The organism is Candidatus Flexicrinis affinis, assembly GCA_016716525.1.
GTDB classification, from domain to species: Bacteria; Chloroflexota; Anaerolineae; order Aggregatilineales; family Phototrophicaceae; genus Flexicrinis; species Flexicrinis affinis.
Genome location: JADJWE010000001.1, coordinates 11,993 through 26,771 on the forward strand (window position 1 = coordinate 11,993; position 14,779 = coordinate 26,771).

Annotated in this window: 13 protein-coding genes; 9 read left to right on the forward strand and 4 right to left on the reverse strand. The window is 62.0% G+C overall.

The genetic code is table 11. The features are described from left to right. Positions 1-12: 12 nt before the first annotated feature. From IPM16_00055 to IPM16_00095, 9 genes are all read left to right on the forward strand, one after another. Positions 13-489, forward strand: coding sequence for a hypothetical protein (locus IPM16_00055; protein ID MBK9121498.1), 477 nt, complete (start codon positions 13-15; stop codon positions 487-489). Further along, positions 486-2,600, forward strand: a complete 2,115-nt coding sequence (locus IPM16_00060) for a hypothetical protein (GenBank protein ID MBK9121499.1) — start codon at positions 486-488, stop codon at positions 2,598-2,600. Before IPM16_00055 ends, IPM16_00060 begins: the two co-directional genes overlap by 4 nt. A gap of 20 nt (positions 2,601-2,620) precedes the next feature. Next, positions 2,621-2,827 carry a hypothetical protein gene (locus tag IPM16_00065; protein MBK9121500.1) on the forward strand — a complete coding sequence of 69 codons (207 nt, stop codon included), beginning with the start codon at positions 2,621-2,623 and terminating at the stop codon, positions 2,825-2,827. Between the two features lie 3 nt (positions 2,828-2,830). Then, on the forward strand, positions 2,831-4,459 hold the full coding sequence (locus tag IPM16_00070) for a hypothetical protein (GenBank protein ID MBK9121501.1): 1,629 nt from the start codon (positions 2,831-2,833) through the stop codon (positions 4,457-4,459). Further along, positions 4,456-6,123 carry a hypothetical protein gene (locus IPM16_00075; protein MBK9121502.1) on the forward strand — a complete coding sequence of 556 codons (1,668 nt, stop codon included), beginning with the start codon at positions 4,456-4,458 and terminating at the stop codon, positions 6,121-6,123. Before IPM16_00070 ends, IPM16_00075 begins: the two co-directional genes overlap by 4 nt. Positions 6,124-6,714: 591 nt before the next feature. After that, entirely contained in the window at positions 6,715-7,743 is a 1,029-nt protein-coding gene (locus IPM16_00080; GenBank protein MBK9121503.1) for a LacI family DNA-binding transcriptional regulator, read from the forward strand. 163 nt (positions 7,744-7,906) lie between these two features. After that, entirely contained in the window at positions 7,907-9,178 is a 1,272-nt protein-coding gene (locus IPM16_00085; protein ID MBK9121504.1) for an ABC transporter substrate-binding protein, read from the forward strand. A 192-nt stretch (positions 9,179-9,370) separates the two neighbouring features. Then, a complete protein-coding gene (locus IPM16_00090; protein ID MBK9121505.1) occupies positions 9,371-10,252 on the forward strand; it encodes a sugar ABC transporter permease in 882 nt (293 codons plus the stop codon). An 80-nt stretch (positions 10,253-10,332) separates the two neighbouring features. Continuing rightward, complete coding sequence (locus tag IPM16_00095) at positions 10,333-11,193, forward strand: carbohydrate ABC transporter permease (protein MBK9121506.1); 861 nt, start codon at positions 10,333-10,335, stop codon at positions 11,191-11,193. 117 nt (positions 11,194-11,310) lie between these two features. Here the strand turns inward: IPM16_00095 and IPM16_00100 are convergent, their stop codons facing one another. From IPM16_00100 to IPM16_00115, 4 genes are read right to left on the reverse strand one after another with little or no spacing between them, the layout of a single operon-like run. Then, a complete protein-coding gene (locus tag IPM16_00100) occupies positions 11,311-11,538 on the reverse strand; it encodes an HU family DNA-binding protein (GenBank protein MBK9121507.1) in 228 nt (75 codons plus the stop codon). Next, positions 11,535-13,502, reverse strand: a complete 1,968-nt coding sequence (locus IPM16_00105) for a type IV secretory system conjugative DNA transfer family protein (GenBank protein ID MBK9121508.1) — start codon at positions 13,500-13,502, stop codon at positions 11,535-11,537. The genes IPM16_00100 and IPM16_00105 overlap by 4 nt, the downstream gene beginning before the upstream one ends. A gap of 9 nt (positions 13,503-13,511) precedes the next feature. Beyond that, positions 13,512-14,159 (reverse strand): hypothetical protein, encoded by a 648-nt coding sequence (locus IPM16_00110; GenBank protein MBK9121509.1) that lies wholly within the window; start codon positions 14,157-14,159, stop codon positions 13,512-13,514. After that, positions 14,156-14,530, reverse strand: coding sequence for a hypothetical protein (locus tag IPM16_00115; protein MBK9121510.1), 375 nt, complete (start codon positions 14,528-14,530; stop codon positions 14,156-14,158). Before IPM16_00115 ends, IPM16_00110 begins: the two co-directional genes overlap by 4 nt. Between the last annotated feature and the right edge of the window lie 249 nt (positions 14,531-14,779).

Here is a 14,779-nt window from a genome sequence, read left to right on the forward strand (position 1 = left end):
AGGACACAGGCGATGGCCGCGAGTTTCAAGTCGCACGTGCTGCTGCGCGACGAAAAGGGCTTCATGGGCGTGCCGTTCAAGCGCCTGCTGCTGGCTGGCGTCGGCGGCGGACTGACCTACACGCTGTTCAACCTCGCCCTGCCCGATCTGGCGTTGGTCGCAGGCGTCGGCGTCGCCGTGGTCACGGTCGTCATGACCGGCACGCGCGGCGGCATCCCGCTCTGGCAGCGCCTGATGTACCGCGTGCGCGGATCGCTGCTGCTGGCCGCAGCTCGCGACACGCAAAGCGTGTTCGGCCGCCTCGCGCTGGCGCTGGATCTGCCGGTCGATCTGGTCCGGCTGGATGCGGCGGCGATCTTCGCGCCGGCGCGTCCCGACACCGAGATCGACATGCGCGAGTGGGTGACGTTCGCCCGCGCCGCCGAGGCCGACCGCGACGACGGGCTGCTGTTCGTCGACGCGCCGATGACCGGGGATCTCAGTCGATGAACCCGGCGCGCACCTTCCTCGTCGAGCCGTTCGACATCATGCTGCACGCCACGGAAGACGGCGTCAATGCGCTTCAGGCGCGCTTCTCGACGTGGCTGCGCACCCTGCGCGAGCCGGCACGCTTCGTCTGCTGGCAGATGCCGGCCACGCTCGACGACAAGATCAACCGCCTGAGCCGGCTTTCGCAAGACGTGGACGACGCGCAGCGCCGACTTCTGCTGATGGAATACCGCCGTCATTTCGAGCGCCTCAACGACAGCGCCGACTATCAGCGGGCGTTGTGCGGCATGGCGCTGTGGAGCGAGGAGAATCCGCGCGCGCTGGCTGGCGGTATGGCGTCGGCCTTCGATACGCCGGTCGCGGAAGCGGCGTGGCCGGCACTGTTCACCGGGCGCTACGAGATCCGCGATGGCGCATTCGGACATCTGGCGCCGGCCGGGCGTCCCGGCGGGCGTCCGCTGTGGGCGATCCTGACGAGCTACGAGTTCGCGCCGGCGACGTGGAACTTCTTCCGGCCGCTGCCGCCGCTGCTGCGCCTGAACGTTCCGCTGGCGCTGGCGATCGACATCGGCAGGACCTACGACCGCAACGCCGCGATCGACGCGCTGGAAGGCATCATTCAGGCCTATCAGGTGCATCTGGCGGGCATCAGCGGCGAGGACAGCCGGTCGGTTCAGCGCATCGCCGACTGCCGGCGCGCGCTGCAGGAGATCAACAACGGCGACGCGCTGCATCTGGTCCAGATCACCATTGCGGTCGCCGCCGACACCCTCAAGGCGCTGCGCGAGCGCGTGCAGACCGTGATCAACGAGACGCGGGCGTGGTTCTCGCTGCGGCAGGAAGCAGGCGAGCTGCTGGCGCGCTCGGTCGGGTTCTTCACCACCAGGCCCACGAAGGAAATCAACGTGCCGACGACGACATGGCCGGTCACCTCGCGCGAGCTGGCGGTGATGCTCTCGCCGCTTGGCTACCGCAAGCTGTCGACCACCGACGGCGTGCTGCGCGGCGAGGCGGTCGGCGCGGCCTATCCGGTCTTTCACAACGCGTGGCGGGACAAGCGCGCTACGCACGAAGTGTGGGTTGGCGTACCCGGTTTCGGCAAGACCTTCGGGCTGAACTGCTACCTGACGCGGGAGTACGCCGAGAACGGCATCCCGTTCGACCTGCTGGAACCGATGGGGCATGCGCGGCACATCGCCGACGCGTTCGGCCTGCCGTGGACGGTGATGAGCGCCAAAGCGACGCGGCTCAACCCGCAGGACGTGATGTTCCCGACGCTGATCGAGCAGGTCAGCCACGTCACGCGCATTTACGAGACGGTGTTGGGGCGTTCATTGTCCGGCTCGCAGCGGCAGAACCTCGAGCGCGGCCTGCTCGGCGAGGCGCTGGAGCTGCTGTACCGCGGCTTCCGCGACCTGAGCCAGGTGACGCCTGACCTGGCGCCGACCTGTGACGCCGTGTGCGACGTGCTGTCCGGTCTCGGCGACAAGGAGTCAACCAGACTGATTGCCAAGGATCTGGCGGACGAGATCGCCGGGCTGTGTACCGGCAGCGGACCGTGGGCGGGCTTTCTGAACGGCGCGACCAATATCGACCTGTCACGCGGCGGCCGCCAGTCCGTCGGTCCGCGCGTCTTCAGCTTCCACGATCTGGAAAGCGACCCGATCTTGCAGGCGCTGGCCTACACGCAGGTGCTGAGCGCCATCCGCCGTGACAGCCTCATCGACGAGCAGCCGCGCATCATCGCGGTGGATGAAGTCTACCGGCTGATGCGCCACCCGTCGCTGCTCGACTTCCTGATCGAAGCGGCCAAGACCTTCCGCACCCGTCGCAAGAAACTGATCTGCGTGGATCAGCAGATGAGCGTCTTTCTCGAAGGCAAGGCGCGGTTGGTGTTCGAGAACTGCCCGATCCGGGTCGTGTTCAGCCAGCGGCAGGGCATGAACGTCTTTCACGAGGACGCGGCCTTCCAGCACCTCAACCAGCAGCACCGCGACATCATCGCCGCCCTGCCGCGCTTCCACTACGTGCTCGACATTCAGGACGAAGGCCTCTGGTACCTGTACAACCGTCCCACGGCGGGGGAACTCGCCCGCTTCCAGACCACCTGATCGCCGATGGAGGACGCGCCATGCCGAAGAAAACCGAAGAAAGTCCGTTTCAAGCGTTGGAAGAGGAAGCCTACCACGCCTACCGCGAGTGGCCGGTCTGGCTGGTCTTGCGTGGACGTGAGCTGGACGCACACCTCGCGGCGCAGCGCCCGGCGAAGACTCCGCCAACTGGCGCGGCATCTGCACACACGCGCGGCGATCCGCCGCTGGCTGCGAAAGGAACGTAACCGATGAAACTCGTGATCGTAGAGACACCCGCGCAGGCGAAGACGCTGTCCACCATCCTCGGCGACAGCTGGCGCGTCGAACCGTGCCACGGCCACGTGCGCGATTTCCGCGCCGGCAAACCCGGTGTTGACGTCGATAACGGTTTTGCGCCGGATTTCAGCACGGTGCCGGGCAGAGGCGGGCTGGTCGTGCGGTTGAAGAAGCTGCTGCGGCAGGCCGACGTCATCTACGCGGCGACTCCGCCCGGGCGTGGCGGCGAACTGATGGCCTGGCACGTGCTGGCGCTGGTGGCCGATTCGGCAGACAAGCCGGTCTTCCGCGTTGAGCTTGCTGCCCTAACGCCGGACGCCGTGCGCGACGCCTTCAGGCTGCCGAGGCCGCTCGATTTGCGCCTGATCGAGGCCGAACTGACACGGCGGATCGTTGGCCGGCTCATCAGCGCAGGCGTGAACGCGATGATATCGCGTGCAGACGAGGGAACTCCCTCACTGTCCTATGCCAGCCTGCTCGCCCTGCGCCTGGTGCAGGATCGCGAACGTCAGATCGCCAGCCACAAGCCGCAAAGCTGCTGGATGGCGTCCGCGCAGCTCAACGTGGAAGGGGTCTCGTTCACGGCAAAAGTCCTCAACGCCAAGGGATCGCCGCTGGCGCTGCGGACTGAAGCGCAGGCCGACCACCTTGTGCGCATCCTCGATCCGGCGGTGTACTGGGTCGAAGGCCTGATCCGCGGCGCCCGGACTCATCCGGCGCCGGCCAGCCTCACGGTCGGCGCGTTGATCGAGACGGCAAGCCGTGACCTCGGTCTGACGCCGGCGCGCGCGCTGTCGGTATTGGCGACGCTTTACGAGGCCGGATGGATCACGCATCCGGACGCTCAGCGGCAGGCAGGGACGCACGAGGCGGCGCTCGCCTACATTCAACGCGAATACGGTCAGGATTACGTCGCATCGGAGTCCGCGGCGCCGGTCGGTCTCGCGCCGGTTGACATCGCCCGCGTGCCGGAGGATGACAACGGCGACGGTGCGGCCATCTACGGCCTGATCTGGCGGCATTTCGTCGCCTCGCACATGACACCGGCGCAGGAAAGCATCACCGCGGCGCGCATCCGTGTCGGCCCGGCCCGCGACAAGAAGTACCCGATCGAGCTGCGCGCGACTTCGCGGACGATGCTCTTCGACGGCTGGACGCGCGTGCTCAAGGACCGCGGGCAGGAAACCGCCGATGCGTGGCTGCCCCGCCTCAAGGAGGGCGTTGCCCTGCAACTGGAACGCATCGATATGCGGCAGGTGACGCTGCGTGCTGTGCAGCCATACACCGAATCGACGCTCGCCCAAGCGCTCGCCGCTACTGGCATGCCGCCGACCGAAGCGGTCGCGGCGATCGCGCACCTCCATGCGACCGGCCTGCTGGCCAGCGTCGACGGTTCGCTGACTCTGACGGAGGCTGGCCAGTCGCTGACCCGACTCCTTGTTGAACACTTCGACGACCTGACCGGGACGACCTGCGCTGAGGAGCTGGCAGCGGACATCGAGCGCGTCGCGGCAGGTGAGGCAACCCGCGCGGAAGTCCTGAGCGTGTTCTCGTCGCGCTACGGTGAACGTCTGAACGCCAGCAAGGAGGTGCTGCTGTGAGCGCGATGACTCCGCCGCTTCAGGACAAAGCAGCCTCGTTTGACGTGGACGCGGGCTGGCACTGGCACGACGCGACCCTGATCGTCTTCGAGCGGGAGAACGCCGGCCGGTCCGAGTACGCCGTCGGCGCGGTCGATCTGTACGCCAACGCCAATACCGGCGACCTCGGCGGCAGCTATCTGGAGCTGGCGGCATTCGACAGCATCGACCGCGCGGCGCACGTGTATCGTGACCTGCAAGCGGAAGTCGACGAGCGCATGCTGCTGCCGTTCCAACTTACGGATTATCTGGATCAGCGGGCACAGCAGCACGGCCAACAGACTCCGGTGTGGCGAGCCGCCGGACCGGCGGAGTATGCCGCCTACGCGGCGATCCGGTCGCTGGATGCGCCTGAACCTTCAATCGAGGTGGATTACCACTTTTCCACAGGTATCTCGGAAGATGGCGAGCCGGCGCTGCAGGCCGTCAAGCGCTGGCCTGAGCACGGCGACACGCGTGAAGCACGGCAGACGCTCGACACCTTCGGCATGAGCGACGAAGCGGCGGTCGTGGCGCGTGAACTCAACGTCCTGGCGGAAACCGAAGGATTGCAGGCCGCCATGGATCTGGCAAAACACATCGCCGAGGCCAGCGGCCAGATTGATGCGGATCGCGCATTCCTGTTCAGTGCCGGTCCGGCTGATCAGTTCACAAGCGACCCGCAGGCGGATCCGACCCAGCGGTTTCACGACGCCATGGCTGGCACCGACACCCGGCTGCTGGAGCCAATCGATCCGGTCGTCAATTACTCGTTCGACCTCGTCAGTACTGATCCGTACACGCTGGATCTGATCGCGAACAAGTGGTGGATCGGCCAAGACGGCGCGCTCCAGAACAGCGGACTGACCGTCGAGAGCTTCTCGCTGGAGTCGTTCGAATTCGAGCGCGAGCACGAGCAGGAAGTCGCCGCGATGGACCGTGACGACCTCGAACACATTCACCACAGGGATGGCTTGGAAGCCTCGATGCGGCAAGCCGAAGCATGGTCGGTCGGCCATGGCGAGCTCGACCCGGAACGCGAGGACGGGCGGCTGTTCTTCGACGGCCCGCCTGATCGCTTCACAACGCAGCGCGAGGCGGAATTGGCCGGCCGTGAACGCCCATTGGATGTGCCTGTGCGCGACTTATGGCAGGAACTGATCGACCGGGCCGAGAACGATCAGCCCGAACCGGAGCGGCATTACTGGCAGATGCACCACCGGCCGGTCGAGACGCCGGAGGGCGAGCCGCTCGGCACCGCGTTGGTGCTGATCGAGTTCCCGCAGCTGCCGCCGGACTTCGGGACGTATCTTGAAGAGCACGGCATGGACGACACGGTCTATCCGACCGAAGCGCGCCGGCTGGAAGTCGGTCACTTCGCGGATGAAGACGCCTCACGGAAGTTCGAGGCCGAGTTTCGCAGCTTTCTGGTGCCGGGGATCATGGAAGGCCCCGATCTCGCGCCGGCGGTGGCGAAGCTCGAAGGGCTATCCGGTGAATGGGAGCCGCTCGGTTTTCACGACATCTCCGCATTCATGCGCGGCGCGCAGCCGGTGATCAAGGAAGAAACAGACTGGCACATGCACGATACGCACGCCGGGCGGGAACCCCGCGATCCAGTGGACACGTTCGATTTCGAGTTTTAAGGGTCTGACAACACTTTGCTACAGGGCTGTACGCCCCATAACGACTCACGAAATTTAGGTCGCCGCCTCATCCATACCATCAACCTGTTAGTCAATCAAGTCGTCAAAGTAGTTCAGCTTTCTACACCGTCTGCACCAACATTCTATTCTCGCAGCACGCGTGTGTAATCGGTCCCGCCGGCTCAATGCTTGAGACTTATCCCGACGCTTGAACTCAATCGTGAATCCCCGTCTGCTTCTCACGTACCTTTCGCCCCTGAGCGTAACTATCAACAGCTCGGTTTGTGTCCAGATCACCGGAGCATTTTACCCAAAACTTGCCAACGGCAGACGAGCACGATAAGCTTAGGCAATCGTTGGCGCCAACGATTGCCTAAGCTGTCAATGGCCTCCAGAAAGTGTGCAACGGTTAGGCAGGGCCAATAGTCTCGGCGTAGTACTTAACAGGTCAATCTAGTTGTGCAGGCCCACTGAGTCAGCGTACAGACGATTGGCGTTCGCGTTGTGATCGGAGCGTATTCATTGGCCCAACATTCGGTCTTCGGCGAGCAGAAGTTCCCTTAGGCCCCTAGTTTCGAATCGTGGAAGAGTATGGGCGACAGAATTACCCTGAAGGATATTGCTAGAGAAGTTGGTGTGCGTCCTGAGACCGTTTCGAAGGTGCTCAACGGCAAAGGACACGTTTCGGGCGAGACCGAGCAGCGAATTTGGCGGGTCGCCCGCGAAATGGCGTACAGGCCTAACATCATCGCGCGCAGTCTTCGTTCTCAGCAGAGTCACACACTCGGGCTGTCGTGGCGGCCTGCGCCGCCCGATCAGCTTAATCCGATTCTCGACCGTTTCCTGCAAGTGGTTGTTGAGACTGCCAGACAGGCAGGTTACTACATCCTTCCATACCCCATAACCTCCGACACGCGACACATAAAGGTCTATCAAGAGCTGGTCGACACCAACCGCGTCGACGGATTCATACTGTCGAGCACAAACTTCGACGATCAGCGCATTCAATACTTCCAGAAGATCAATTTCCCATTCGTTGCCTTTGGACGGGCCAACCCGGACTGGAAATTCTCAGCGGTTGATGTGGATGGCACTGCTGGGATTCGCCTTGCCACCGAACATCTGACTGAGCTTGGTCATACCAAAATCGCCATATTGGCTTGGCCCGAAACCTCTATCTCGGGGACGAATCGCCTTGAGGGCTACTTACAGGCAATGCAACACCGTGATCTTGCAGTCAATGACAGATGGATCATTCGCAGCAGCCATTCAGTCCAAGCGGCACGGGAAGCCACGGCACAGCTTCTCGAACTGCCTGCCGCACTCCGACCCACAGCGATCGTCGCCTTGTCGGATCTGATGGCGATCGGAGCCATGAAAGAAGTGACCCAGCGTGGTCTGTCCGTCGGGCACGACATCGCTGTGACGGGCTTCGATGATGTCCCCATGGCGCAGTTTCTGAGTCCATCGTTGACGACGGTGCGACAACCGATTCAACAAGTGGGGCAGCTATCGGTCGAACGATTGCTCCGGCTCATTCATAAGGAGTTTGTGGCAGAGGACCTTGTGCTATTGGAACCCGAGTTAGTTGTTCGAGGGTCCAGTACCGGAATCGAGTAAGTGACATACCGCTGGACGCGAGTTCGGCTCAATGTGAGCGAAACACACTTCGTGTGGCATCGATTAGTCGCTCTAACGCGGAAAGGGAGGTGCTGTATACGGGAAATTGATTGACCGATCCTGACATCGCAAAAGATCGAATATCTCGAAGGGGGAAGTACCCATGAAAGCAAGGCGCTCTACGTTTCTCTCTACTTTGGTTCTCCTTTTGGTTTTGGCCATCAGGAGTGTCGGTTTCTCTCAGGATCAAGCCACGATCACGTTCCAGCAGCCATGGTCGCTTGATTCGGATCGCGGCAAGGTCGTCAAGGCACTGATCGACGATTTCATGGCGGCCAATCCGGACATCGTGGTCGAAATCAGGGACACAGGTGTCAACAACGAGGTTTTCGTTACGGAGGTTATCAGCGGCAGCGCGGCCGACGTCGTGATGTTCGGTGAAGACGGAGTGGTACTGTTTGCGCCGCAGGACGCGTTCTTCGATTTGTCCGACTTTGTCGCAGAATGGGATGAATCTAAGCGCGGGGACTTCTATGAGTCGGTCTGGGATTTCGGCACGTTCGATGGCCGGCAATATGGCATCCCGTGGATCGCGCACAGCATGGCTCTGATTTACAACAAGGCCATGTTTGAGGAGGCTGGGTTGGATCCGGATGCTCCGCCCACGACGTGGGATGAACTGTATTCCTATGCCGAGCAGCTGACTGATGGCGAGCAGTATGGCTATGGGTTGGTCGGCAAGCAGGGTCACGACATGGCTTGGAGCTGGTACAACTTCGTGCGGCAGAATGGTGGCACTCTCGCGCTGCAGGAAGGTGACGACTGGTCCGTTGCCTTGAACTCCCCCGAAGCACTGGAGGCGCTCGAGTTCTACATCAGGTTGAAGGACGTGGCTCCCCCCGAAACGACTACCACTGGTGGTGGCGAGGCCAATACGCTCTTCGTTCAGGAACGCGTAGCGATGTATGTGTTAGGCCCTTGGGCTGTGGCCGGCATCAACAATGAAGCACCAGACATCGAAGTCGGTGTAGCGCCCCTCCCTTACAGTGTGACACCTGCGACGACCGCCGGAGCGGGCATGCTGACAGTGCCGCGGACCTCCCAGAATCCAGACGCAGCTTGGCGTCTAATTGACTTCCTCACCGAGGTCGAGAATCAGGTCAAGCTCGTTTCCACCGGATTTGCCTTCCGCATTCCCACGCGTCAGTCGGCTGTCGAGGATGAATGGTTTCAAGAACACCCGGAATACATTCCTTTCGTCGAGGGCTTGAGTTATGGGTATTCGCCGATCGTGATGGATATTGCGCGCGAGTGGAGCATCGTCCATAACGAGGTGGTGCAAGCGGAGCTCTCTCGCGCGTTCATCGGTGAGATCGGCCCAGCCGAGGCGCTTCAAGACATGGAAAGCAGTGGAAACTTGCTGCTCAGCCGGTAGGACATCTCTGTGATCTGAACTGAGGAGGAGGCGCGGCAGGCGCTGTAACGAACACTGTCCGCCTTCTCCCACCTTACCCCCTCACGCATCTGGCTCGAAGCTGAGAGTCGTGGCCGATAAGTTTGGTTTGTTCCAAGAAGCAGGCCCAGAAGGACGCGAGTCGTTGTGATTGGCAGGTTCCTGCAGCCTAGAATGAACGCCTTTCTGAATGAGATGCGGTTCAATTTCTGGCCTTATCTTTTCGTAGCCCCTGCCCTGATCTTATTAGGGGCGTTCCTGATCTATCCCGCTGCGTACGCGTTTCAGATGAGCTTCTATGACTGGCAGCTGATCGGAGACTCGGAGTTCGTAGGCCTCGACAACTACATCCGCTTTTTGGAGCTGCCAAACGTCCAGACAGCCATCTCCAATACCCTAAAGTACACACTCCTCAACGTGCCCGGCACGCTATTCGCATCGCTGTTCGTCGCCATATTATTGAATCAAGAAATCCGGGGTCGCGCATGGTTTCGAGTGTTGTTCTATTTACCGGTGATTTCGTCCGATGTGGCCGTATCGCTGCTCTGGAAATGGATTTATTGGGCTGGCGAACGAGGACTTCTGAACAATGTCATTGGTCTGGTGGGAATAGCGCCACAAGACTGGCTAGGAAATCCCAACCTCGCGATGCCGATGGTCGTCCTGCTCACCATCTGGAAGGGGATGGGTACGACCATGCTTATTTTCCTTGCTGGGCTTCAGTCGATCCCTCGCGATCTCTATGAGTCTGCTGAGATCGACGGCGCAAGTGCTTGGGGACGGTTCCGGTTTGTCACTTGGCCTCTGCTCCGTCCGGTCACGCTCGTGGTAATGCTGCTGCTGACCATCAGCTCGCTCCAAGTGTTCACCCCAATCTTCGTTATGACGGGGGGCGGCCCCGCTAATCACACGCTGACCATTGCTTTCTATATCTACAACATGGCGTTCCGTAACGGTCTATATGGATTCGCTTCGGCGATCAGCTACTTGCTCTTTGGATTTATTCTCGTTCTCACGATTGTCCAGCGACGATACTTCCGCGATGTGTCTTTCTAGAGCATGGGATGTTGCATGGGGGATGCACCCTAAGCGCGGTTCGCATGTAGTTCAACAAGTTAATGCTGGGAGATTCTGCCATGGGGCCTGCAATCGCACGCGACAAGCGGGGCAGCAATTCGCAAAAGCGTGTCGTCTATGCCCTGCTCATCTTTGGCGCAGTAGTAGCGTCGTTCCCATTCTTCTGGATGCTCGTCACTGCCTTCAAGACTCCAGAACAAGTGTTGGCTGTTCCCATGCGTTGGATTCCAGATCCAATCACCACGGAGAACTTCGAGACGGCATTCCGACGGTTTGACTTCGTCCGCTACTTCCTGAACACACTGTTCATTGCCGCTAGTGTCACAGGATTGAGCGTGGTCATCTGCTCGTTAGCCGGGTATGCGTTTGCAAAGAAACGATTTTGGGGCCGCGACATCATCTTCAACATCCTGCTTGCTACGCTCACCATACCGGGAGCGGTACTCATGGTCCCGTTGTTTCAGGTGATTCTGAATCTGGGCTGGATCAATAGTTTCGTCGGCATAATCATTCCGTTCTGCGTAAGCGTCACCAACATCTTCTTGATGCGTCAATACATCAGCACGATTCCATCCGAGCTTGAAGAAGCAGCACGAATCGATGGTGCTTCGGAGATCGGCATTTGGTGGCGTATTATTCTCCCATTGAGCAAGCCAGCCATCGCTACCGTTGCCATCTTTAGCTTTGTGGGAGCATGGGACGGCTTCCTGTGGCCGTTGATCGTGTTGAAGCAGAAAGAAATGTGGACCTTGAACGTCGCCCTCGGATTGTTGCAGTCCGAGTTCATCGCGGCGGAGGGTTCTCCGTGGGGTGTCATGATGGCGGGTAGTATTCTGGTGATTTTGCCGCTTATCGGCGTCTTTCTGTCCCTACAGCGCTATTTCCTCAGCGGGCTTACGATTGGCGCTGTTAAAGGATGAGAATGATACTACCCCGGTATCCTGATGTCGGACCTCTGATCGTAGAGCGATCAGCCGGTGAGCGAGGCGGCGTAAGCCTGCAGGCTATACTTGTTGAGCCTTATCCTTAAGGGGACGTCACATCTGAACCCGGCGGCGCAGGGTGTCGCTGATTCTCACCCGCACGCGCTTGATTGCCGGATGTGTAGTCATCACCATGAAATTCTCTAGCTCGATCCGGCCGCCGCTGACCAGTTCCTCGGTCCACACGTCGATCAGCGTCTCGATGACCGCCTGCACGTCGCGATTGGTCAAACGCGTTCGCCGGCCGATCTCACGGACCATCGATTTCTTGTTCAGGCTCATAGCAGTCTCCCCTGTTTCAGCTTCGCTTCGTCACCCATGTCGGTCTCGGCCAGCACCTGCCGCGCGGCAATCTCGATCGTCGACGGCTGCTCTTCGTCCTCCATCGTAACCGAGTCCTCGAGCTCGGCTGCCGGCGTTCGCCGGACGCGTTCGATGCCGCGTTCCAGCAGCAGCGCATCGTCACCCGCCCCGCGCAGCCGCCGCTTCCAGTCCTCGCGCTCGTAGAAGCGCGTCAGCCGAGCGTTCAGGATCACCTGCGTGGCGAATCCGGCCTCGACGTAGCGCGCGAAAATCGTGCAGTTGCCGACCTGCGGCGTGATCACTTCGTCGACAGTCAGCAGCGGACGCTGGCGCAGGAGGCTGTCCGGGTCGTCGGTGTTGGCGTCGGTGGTCGCCGTGCCGCTGGCCCTGCTGTAGAACTCCGCGGTGTCGGCGTCGCAGCCGCCGTAGATCACCTGCGTCGCCAGCCCGGTGAGCAGCGCCTGCGTGCCTTCGCGACCGTAGATCAGCTCGAACTGCCCCTTGGTCTGCGCGCCGATCAGGATCGAGATGCGCCGCTTGCGGACGAGGTTGACATCCGCCACCAGACTGTCGAGCTTGCCGAGCGTCGGGAACTCGTCGAGGATCACGCCGACCGGCACCGGCAGCGGGCCTTTGTTCTGCTCGCCGATCGTGTCGAGGTCGAGCATCAGCTTGCGCAGCGTCGCGCCCAGATACGAGGCATACACCGCGCGCATCCGGCCCGGGCAGGTCAGCACGACCACGGTCGGCCGTTCGACGATCAGCGCGGCGTCGAAATCCGACGTCGATGTATTGGCGCGGACGTCGGCGGACGCCCAGCCGGTCAGCGCCGTTGCCAGCGTGGCGATGATGTTGGCCGCGACCTTGCCGTCCGTCCCGACCGACGCGGCGAAGCCGTTGGCCAGCAGCGCGGCGTCGTCCTTCCGCGACGTCAGCGTTTTCGCCAGCGCCTTGACGTCCCGCATCGCGCTGTAGATCGCGCCCAGCGTGTTGAACCGGATCAGGCAGGCGGCCAGCAGGGCGGCCGCGCTGTCGGTCCAGAACCGGTTGTCGCCCAGCACGGTCGGCACCAGCACGTCCGAGATCGACCGCGCGTCGGAGACGTTGTCGATGCCTTCGGCGAGGTTGTAACGCGGGCCGGACGCGCTGGTCGGATCGTGGACGACCACCAGATGGCGCGTGACGGCGGCGTATCTGAGAATGTGCGCCTTCAGCTCGCCTTGCGGATCGGCGATCACCAGCGAGTGGCCGGCCAGCATGCGGTCGGCAATGGCGGGAAGGATGATGCCCTGCGTCTTGCCGGATCCCGGTCCGCCGAGCGTCAGCAGTCCGCGCGCGATGTCTTCGCCACCCAAACACAAACGCCCCGTCCCAGCGTCCAGCCGTCGCTTTTGCTCGCCCCAGAATGCGCCGAGCAGCGTCAGTCCTTCGCCGTCTGGACGGCGGAAGCGGCGATACTGGCGCAGGGTGCAGAAACGCGCCGATCCGAGCGCGCCGCGCCTGACACGCGGCGACCTCAGCCAGTCCATGCGCTCGCGCAGCCAGCCGCCGTCACGCAGCAGGCTGTGCACGCCGATCCCCGTGAACAGCAGGGTGAATACAAGCAGCGCTGCGAACAGGAAAAGACGCGCGCTGTTGATGCCGCCCGGCGCGCCGACGATTGACGTGACGAGGTTGTTGGCGCTGGATACACCGCGGCGGACCGCCTGATCGCCGACCAGAACCAGAAACAGCGACGCGACCGTGAGCAGTGTGACGCCATAAACGAGAACGAGCAGGGCACGTGCCATGGCGGGGCGCCGTGCGTGATCGTCGCTGCTTCGGCGGATGCCTGCGCCAAGTCCGGACGCCGTGATGACAAGCAGGACCGGCGTCAGGCACAGCAGCGGCCACAGCAATCCGGACACGAGGTCACGCCCACCGGTGAATAACCAGTAGATCACGCTGCCCGCCTAACGCGACACGGCGCTGTCAGGTTCGTTGCGGGCCGGCTCTTCGCGCAGCCGCCGCCACTCGGGGCCGATCCGCACGTCGAGCGCATCGGCGAAATGGCGTGATGCGATCTCGCGGAAAAGCCGGTCATGCCCGCGCGTCGCGTTGTTGTAGACCGGCAGGCGGTCAGCCGTGGACGGCGCGGTGCCGGGCAGGATCACATGCGTATGCAGGTGGTCGCGCGACGGCTGGCCGTCCTTCGCCTTTGTTGTCGCGCAGTGCATGACATAGCTGTATTCCGGCACGTCGAGGCCACGCTCGGTGTAGTAATCCTCAACCACCCGGTCGGTCAGGTCGTACATCAGGTCGCGGCGCTGGCTTTCCGGCACCAGCTCCATCAGGTCCGGCGCCGGCGAGATCACCCACGTCCAGGCCAATACGTGCTGGCTTTGCAGCGCATCGCACTGCTTGAAGATTTCGCCGTAATGGATCCCCAGGCCGCGATCCTGCCAGCGTTCGTAACGGGTCTTCTGCGCCAGGTGATTGTTCCGCGTGTCGCGATACTGGAGGTACTTGAGCGTCGCCTTCAGTCCTTGCGGCCCGGTGCCGCGTCCGATCCGCTTCGGCCCCTTGTAGGCGAAGTCGGCGACAATGATCGCCTTGCTCATGACTCGGCTTTCAGGTCACGCACGGCGTCGATACGGCCTTGCAGCCGCTCGCGATCCCGGCGTGCGGCGATGATCGCCTCGTCGATCGCATGGCCCGGTTCGCCGTCGTGGAGCGTCGCGACCAGGTGAATGATGACGTGCAGGTGAAACGTGAGCGCCGCTTCCAATCGCTCGAGCTGCGCCTGCAGTGATTTCTGGAAGTGTCGGCGGCTGCCGACAAGGTCCGCCTGCTGGTCCAGATACAGCCGAATCGCGTCGCGGATCAGGTCGGCTTCGGTGATGTCGCGGCCCTGTTTGGCGGCGATCTGCGCCAGCATGTCGCGCATCTCCGGCGTGATGTTGATGCTGCGCCGCACCGTTTTGTTGGCCATTGGCTCGTCGACTCCGGACAGGTATCCGTTTCGATTGTCTCAGAGTGCGAGGTCGGAACGTGGCGAGGACTACAGCTCAGGATTGGCAGAATTGCGGGGTTGTCGGTAGTCAGGGCCTACGCCGCCTGCAAACCGCCGACAGGCGCGAACGCACGCCGGTGCTTTCGTTGGCCGGGGACGTCATCCTCCGCACATGAGATCGCCCAGCAGGACGCGAGCCGCAGATGTTGTATCCGCATCGGTCATGGC

Coding starts and splice junctions, on each gene's coding strand:
- IPM16_00055 (MBK9121498.1), top strand. CDS start 13: ATGGCCGCGAGTTTCAAGTCGCACGTGCTGCTGCGCGACGAAAAGGGC.
- IPM16_00060 (MBK9121499.1), top strand. CDS start 486: ATGAACCCGGCGCGCACCTTCCTCGTCGAGCCGTTCGACATCATGCTG.
- IPM16_00065 (MBK9121500.1), top strand. CDS start 2,621: ATGCCGAAGAAAACCGAAGAAAGTCCGTTTCAAGCGTTGGAAGAGGAA.
- IPM16_00070 (MBK9121501.1), top strand. CDS start 2,831: ATGAAACTCGTGATCGTAGAGACACCCGCGCAGGCGAAGACGCTGTCC.
- IPM16_00080 (MBK9121503.1), top strand. CDS start 6,715: ATGGGCGACAGAATTACCCTGAAGGATATTGCTAGAGAAGTTGGTGTG.
- IPM16_00085 (MBK9121504.1), top strand. CDS start 7,907: ATGAAAGCAAGGCGCTCTACGTTTCTCTCTACTTTGGTTCTCCTTTTG.
- IPM16_00090 (MBK9121505.1), top strand. CDS start 9,371: ATGAACGCCTTTCTGAATGAGATGCGGTTCAATTTCTGGCCTTATCTT.
- IPM16_00095 (MBK9121506.1), top strand. CDS start 10,333: ATGGGGCCTGCAATCGCACGCGACAAGCGGGGCAGCAATTCGCAAAAG.
- IPM16_00100 (MBK9121507.1), bottom strand. CDS start 11,538: ATGAGCCTGAACAAGAAATCGATGGTCCGTGAGATCGGCCGGCGAACG.
- IPM16_00110 (MBK9121509.1), bottom strand. CDS start 14,159: ATGAGCAAGGCGATCATTGTCGCCGACTTCGCCTACAAGGGGCCGAAG.
- IPM16_00115 (MBK9121510.1), bottom strand. CDS start 14,530: ATGGCCAACAAAACGGTGCGGCGCAGCATCAACATCACGCCGGAGATG.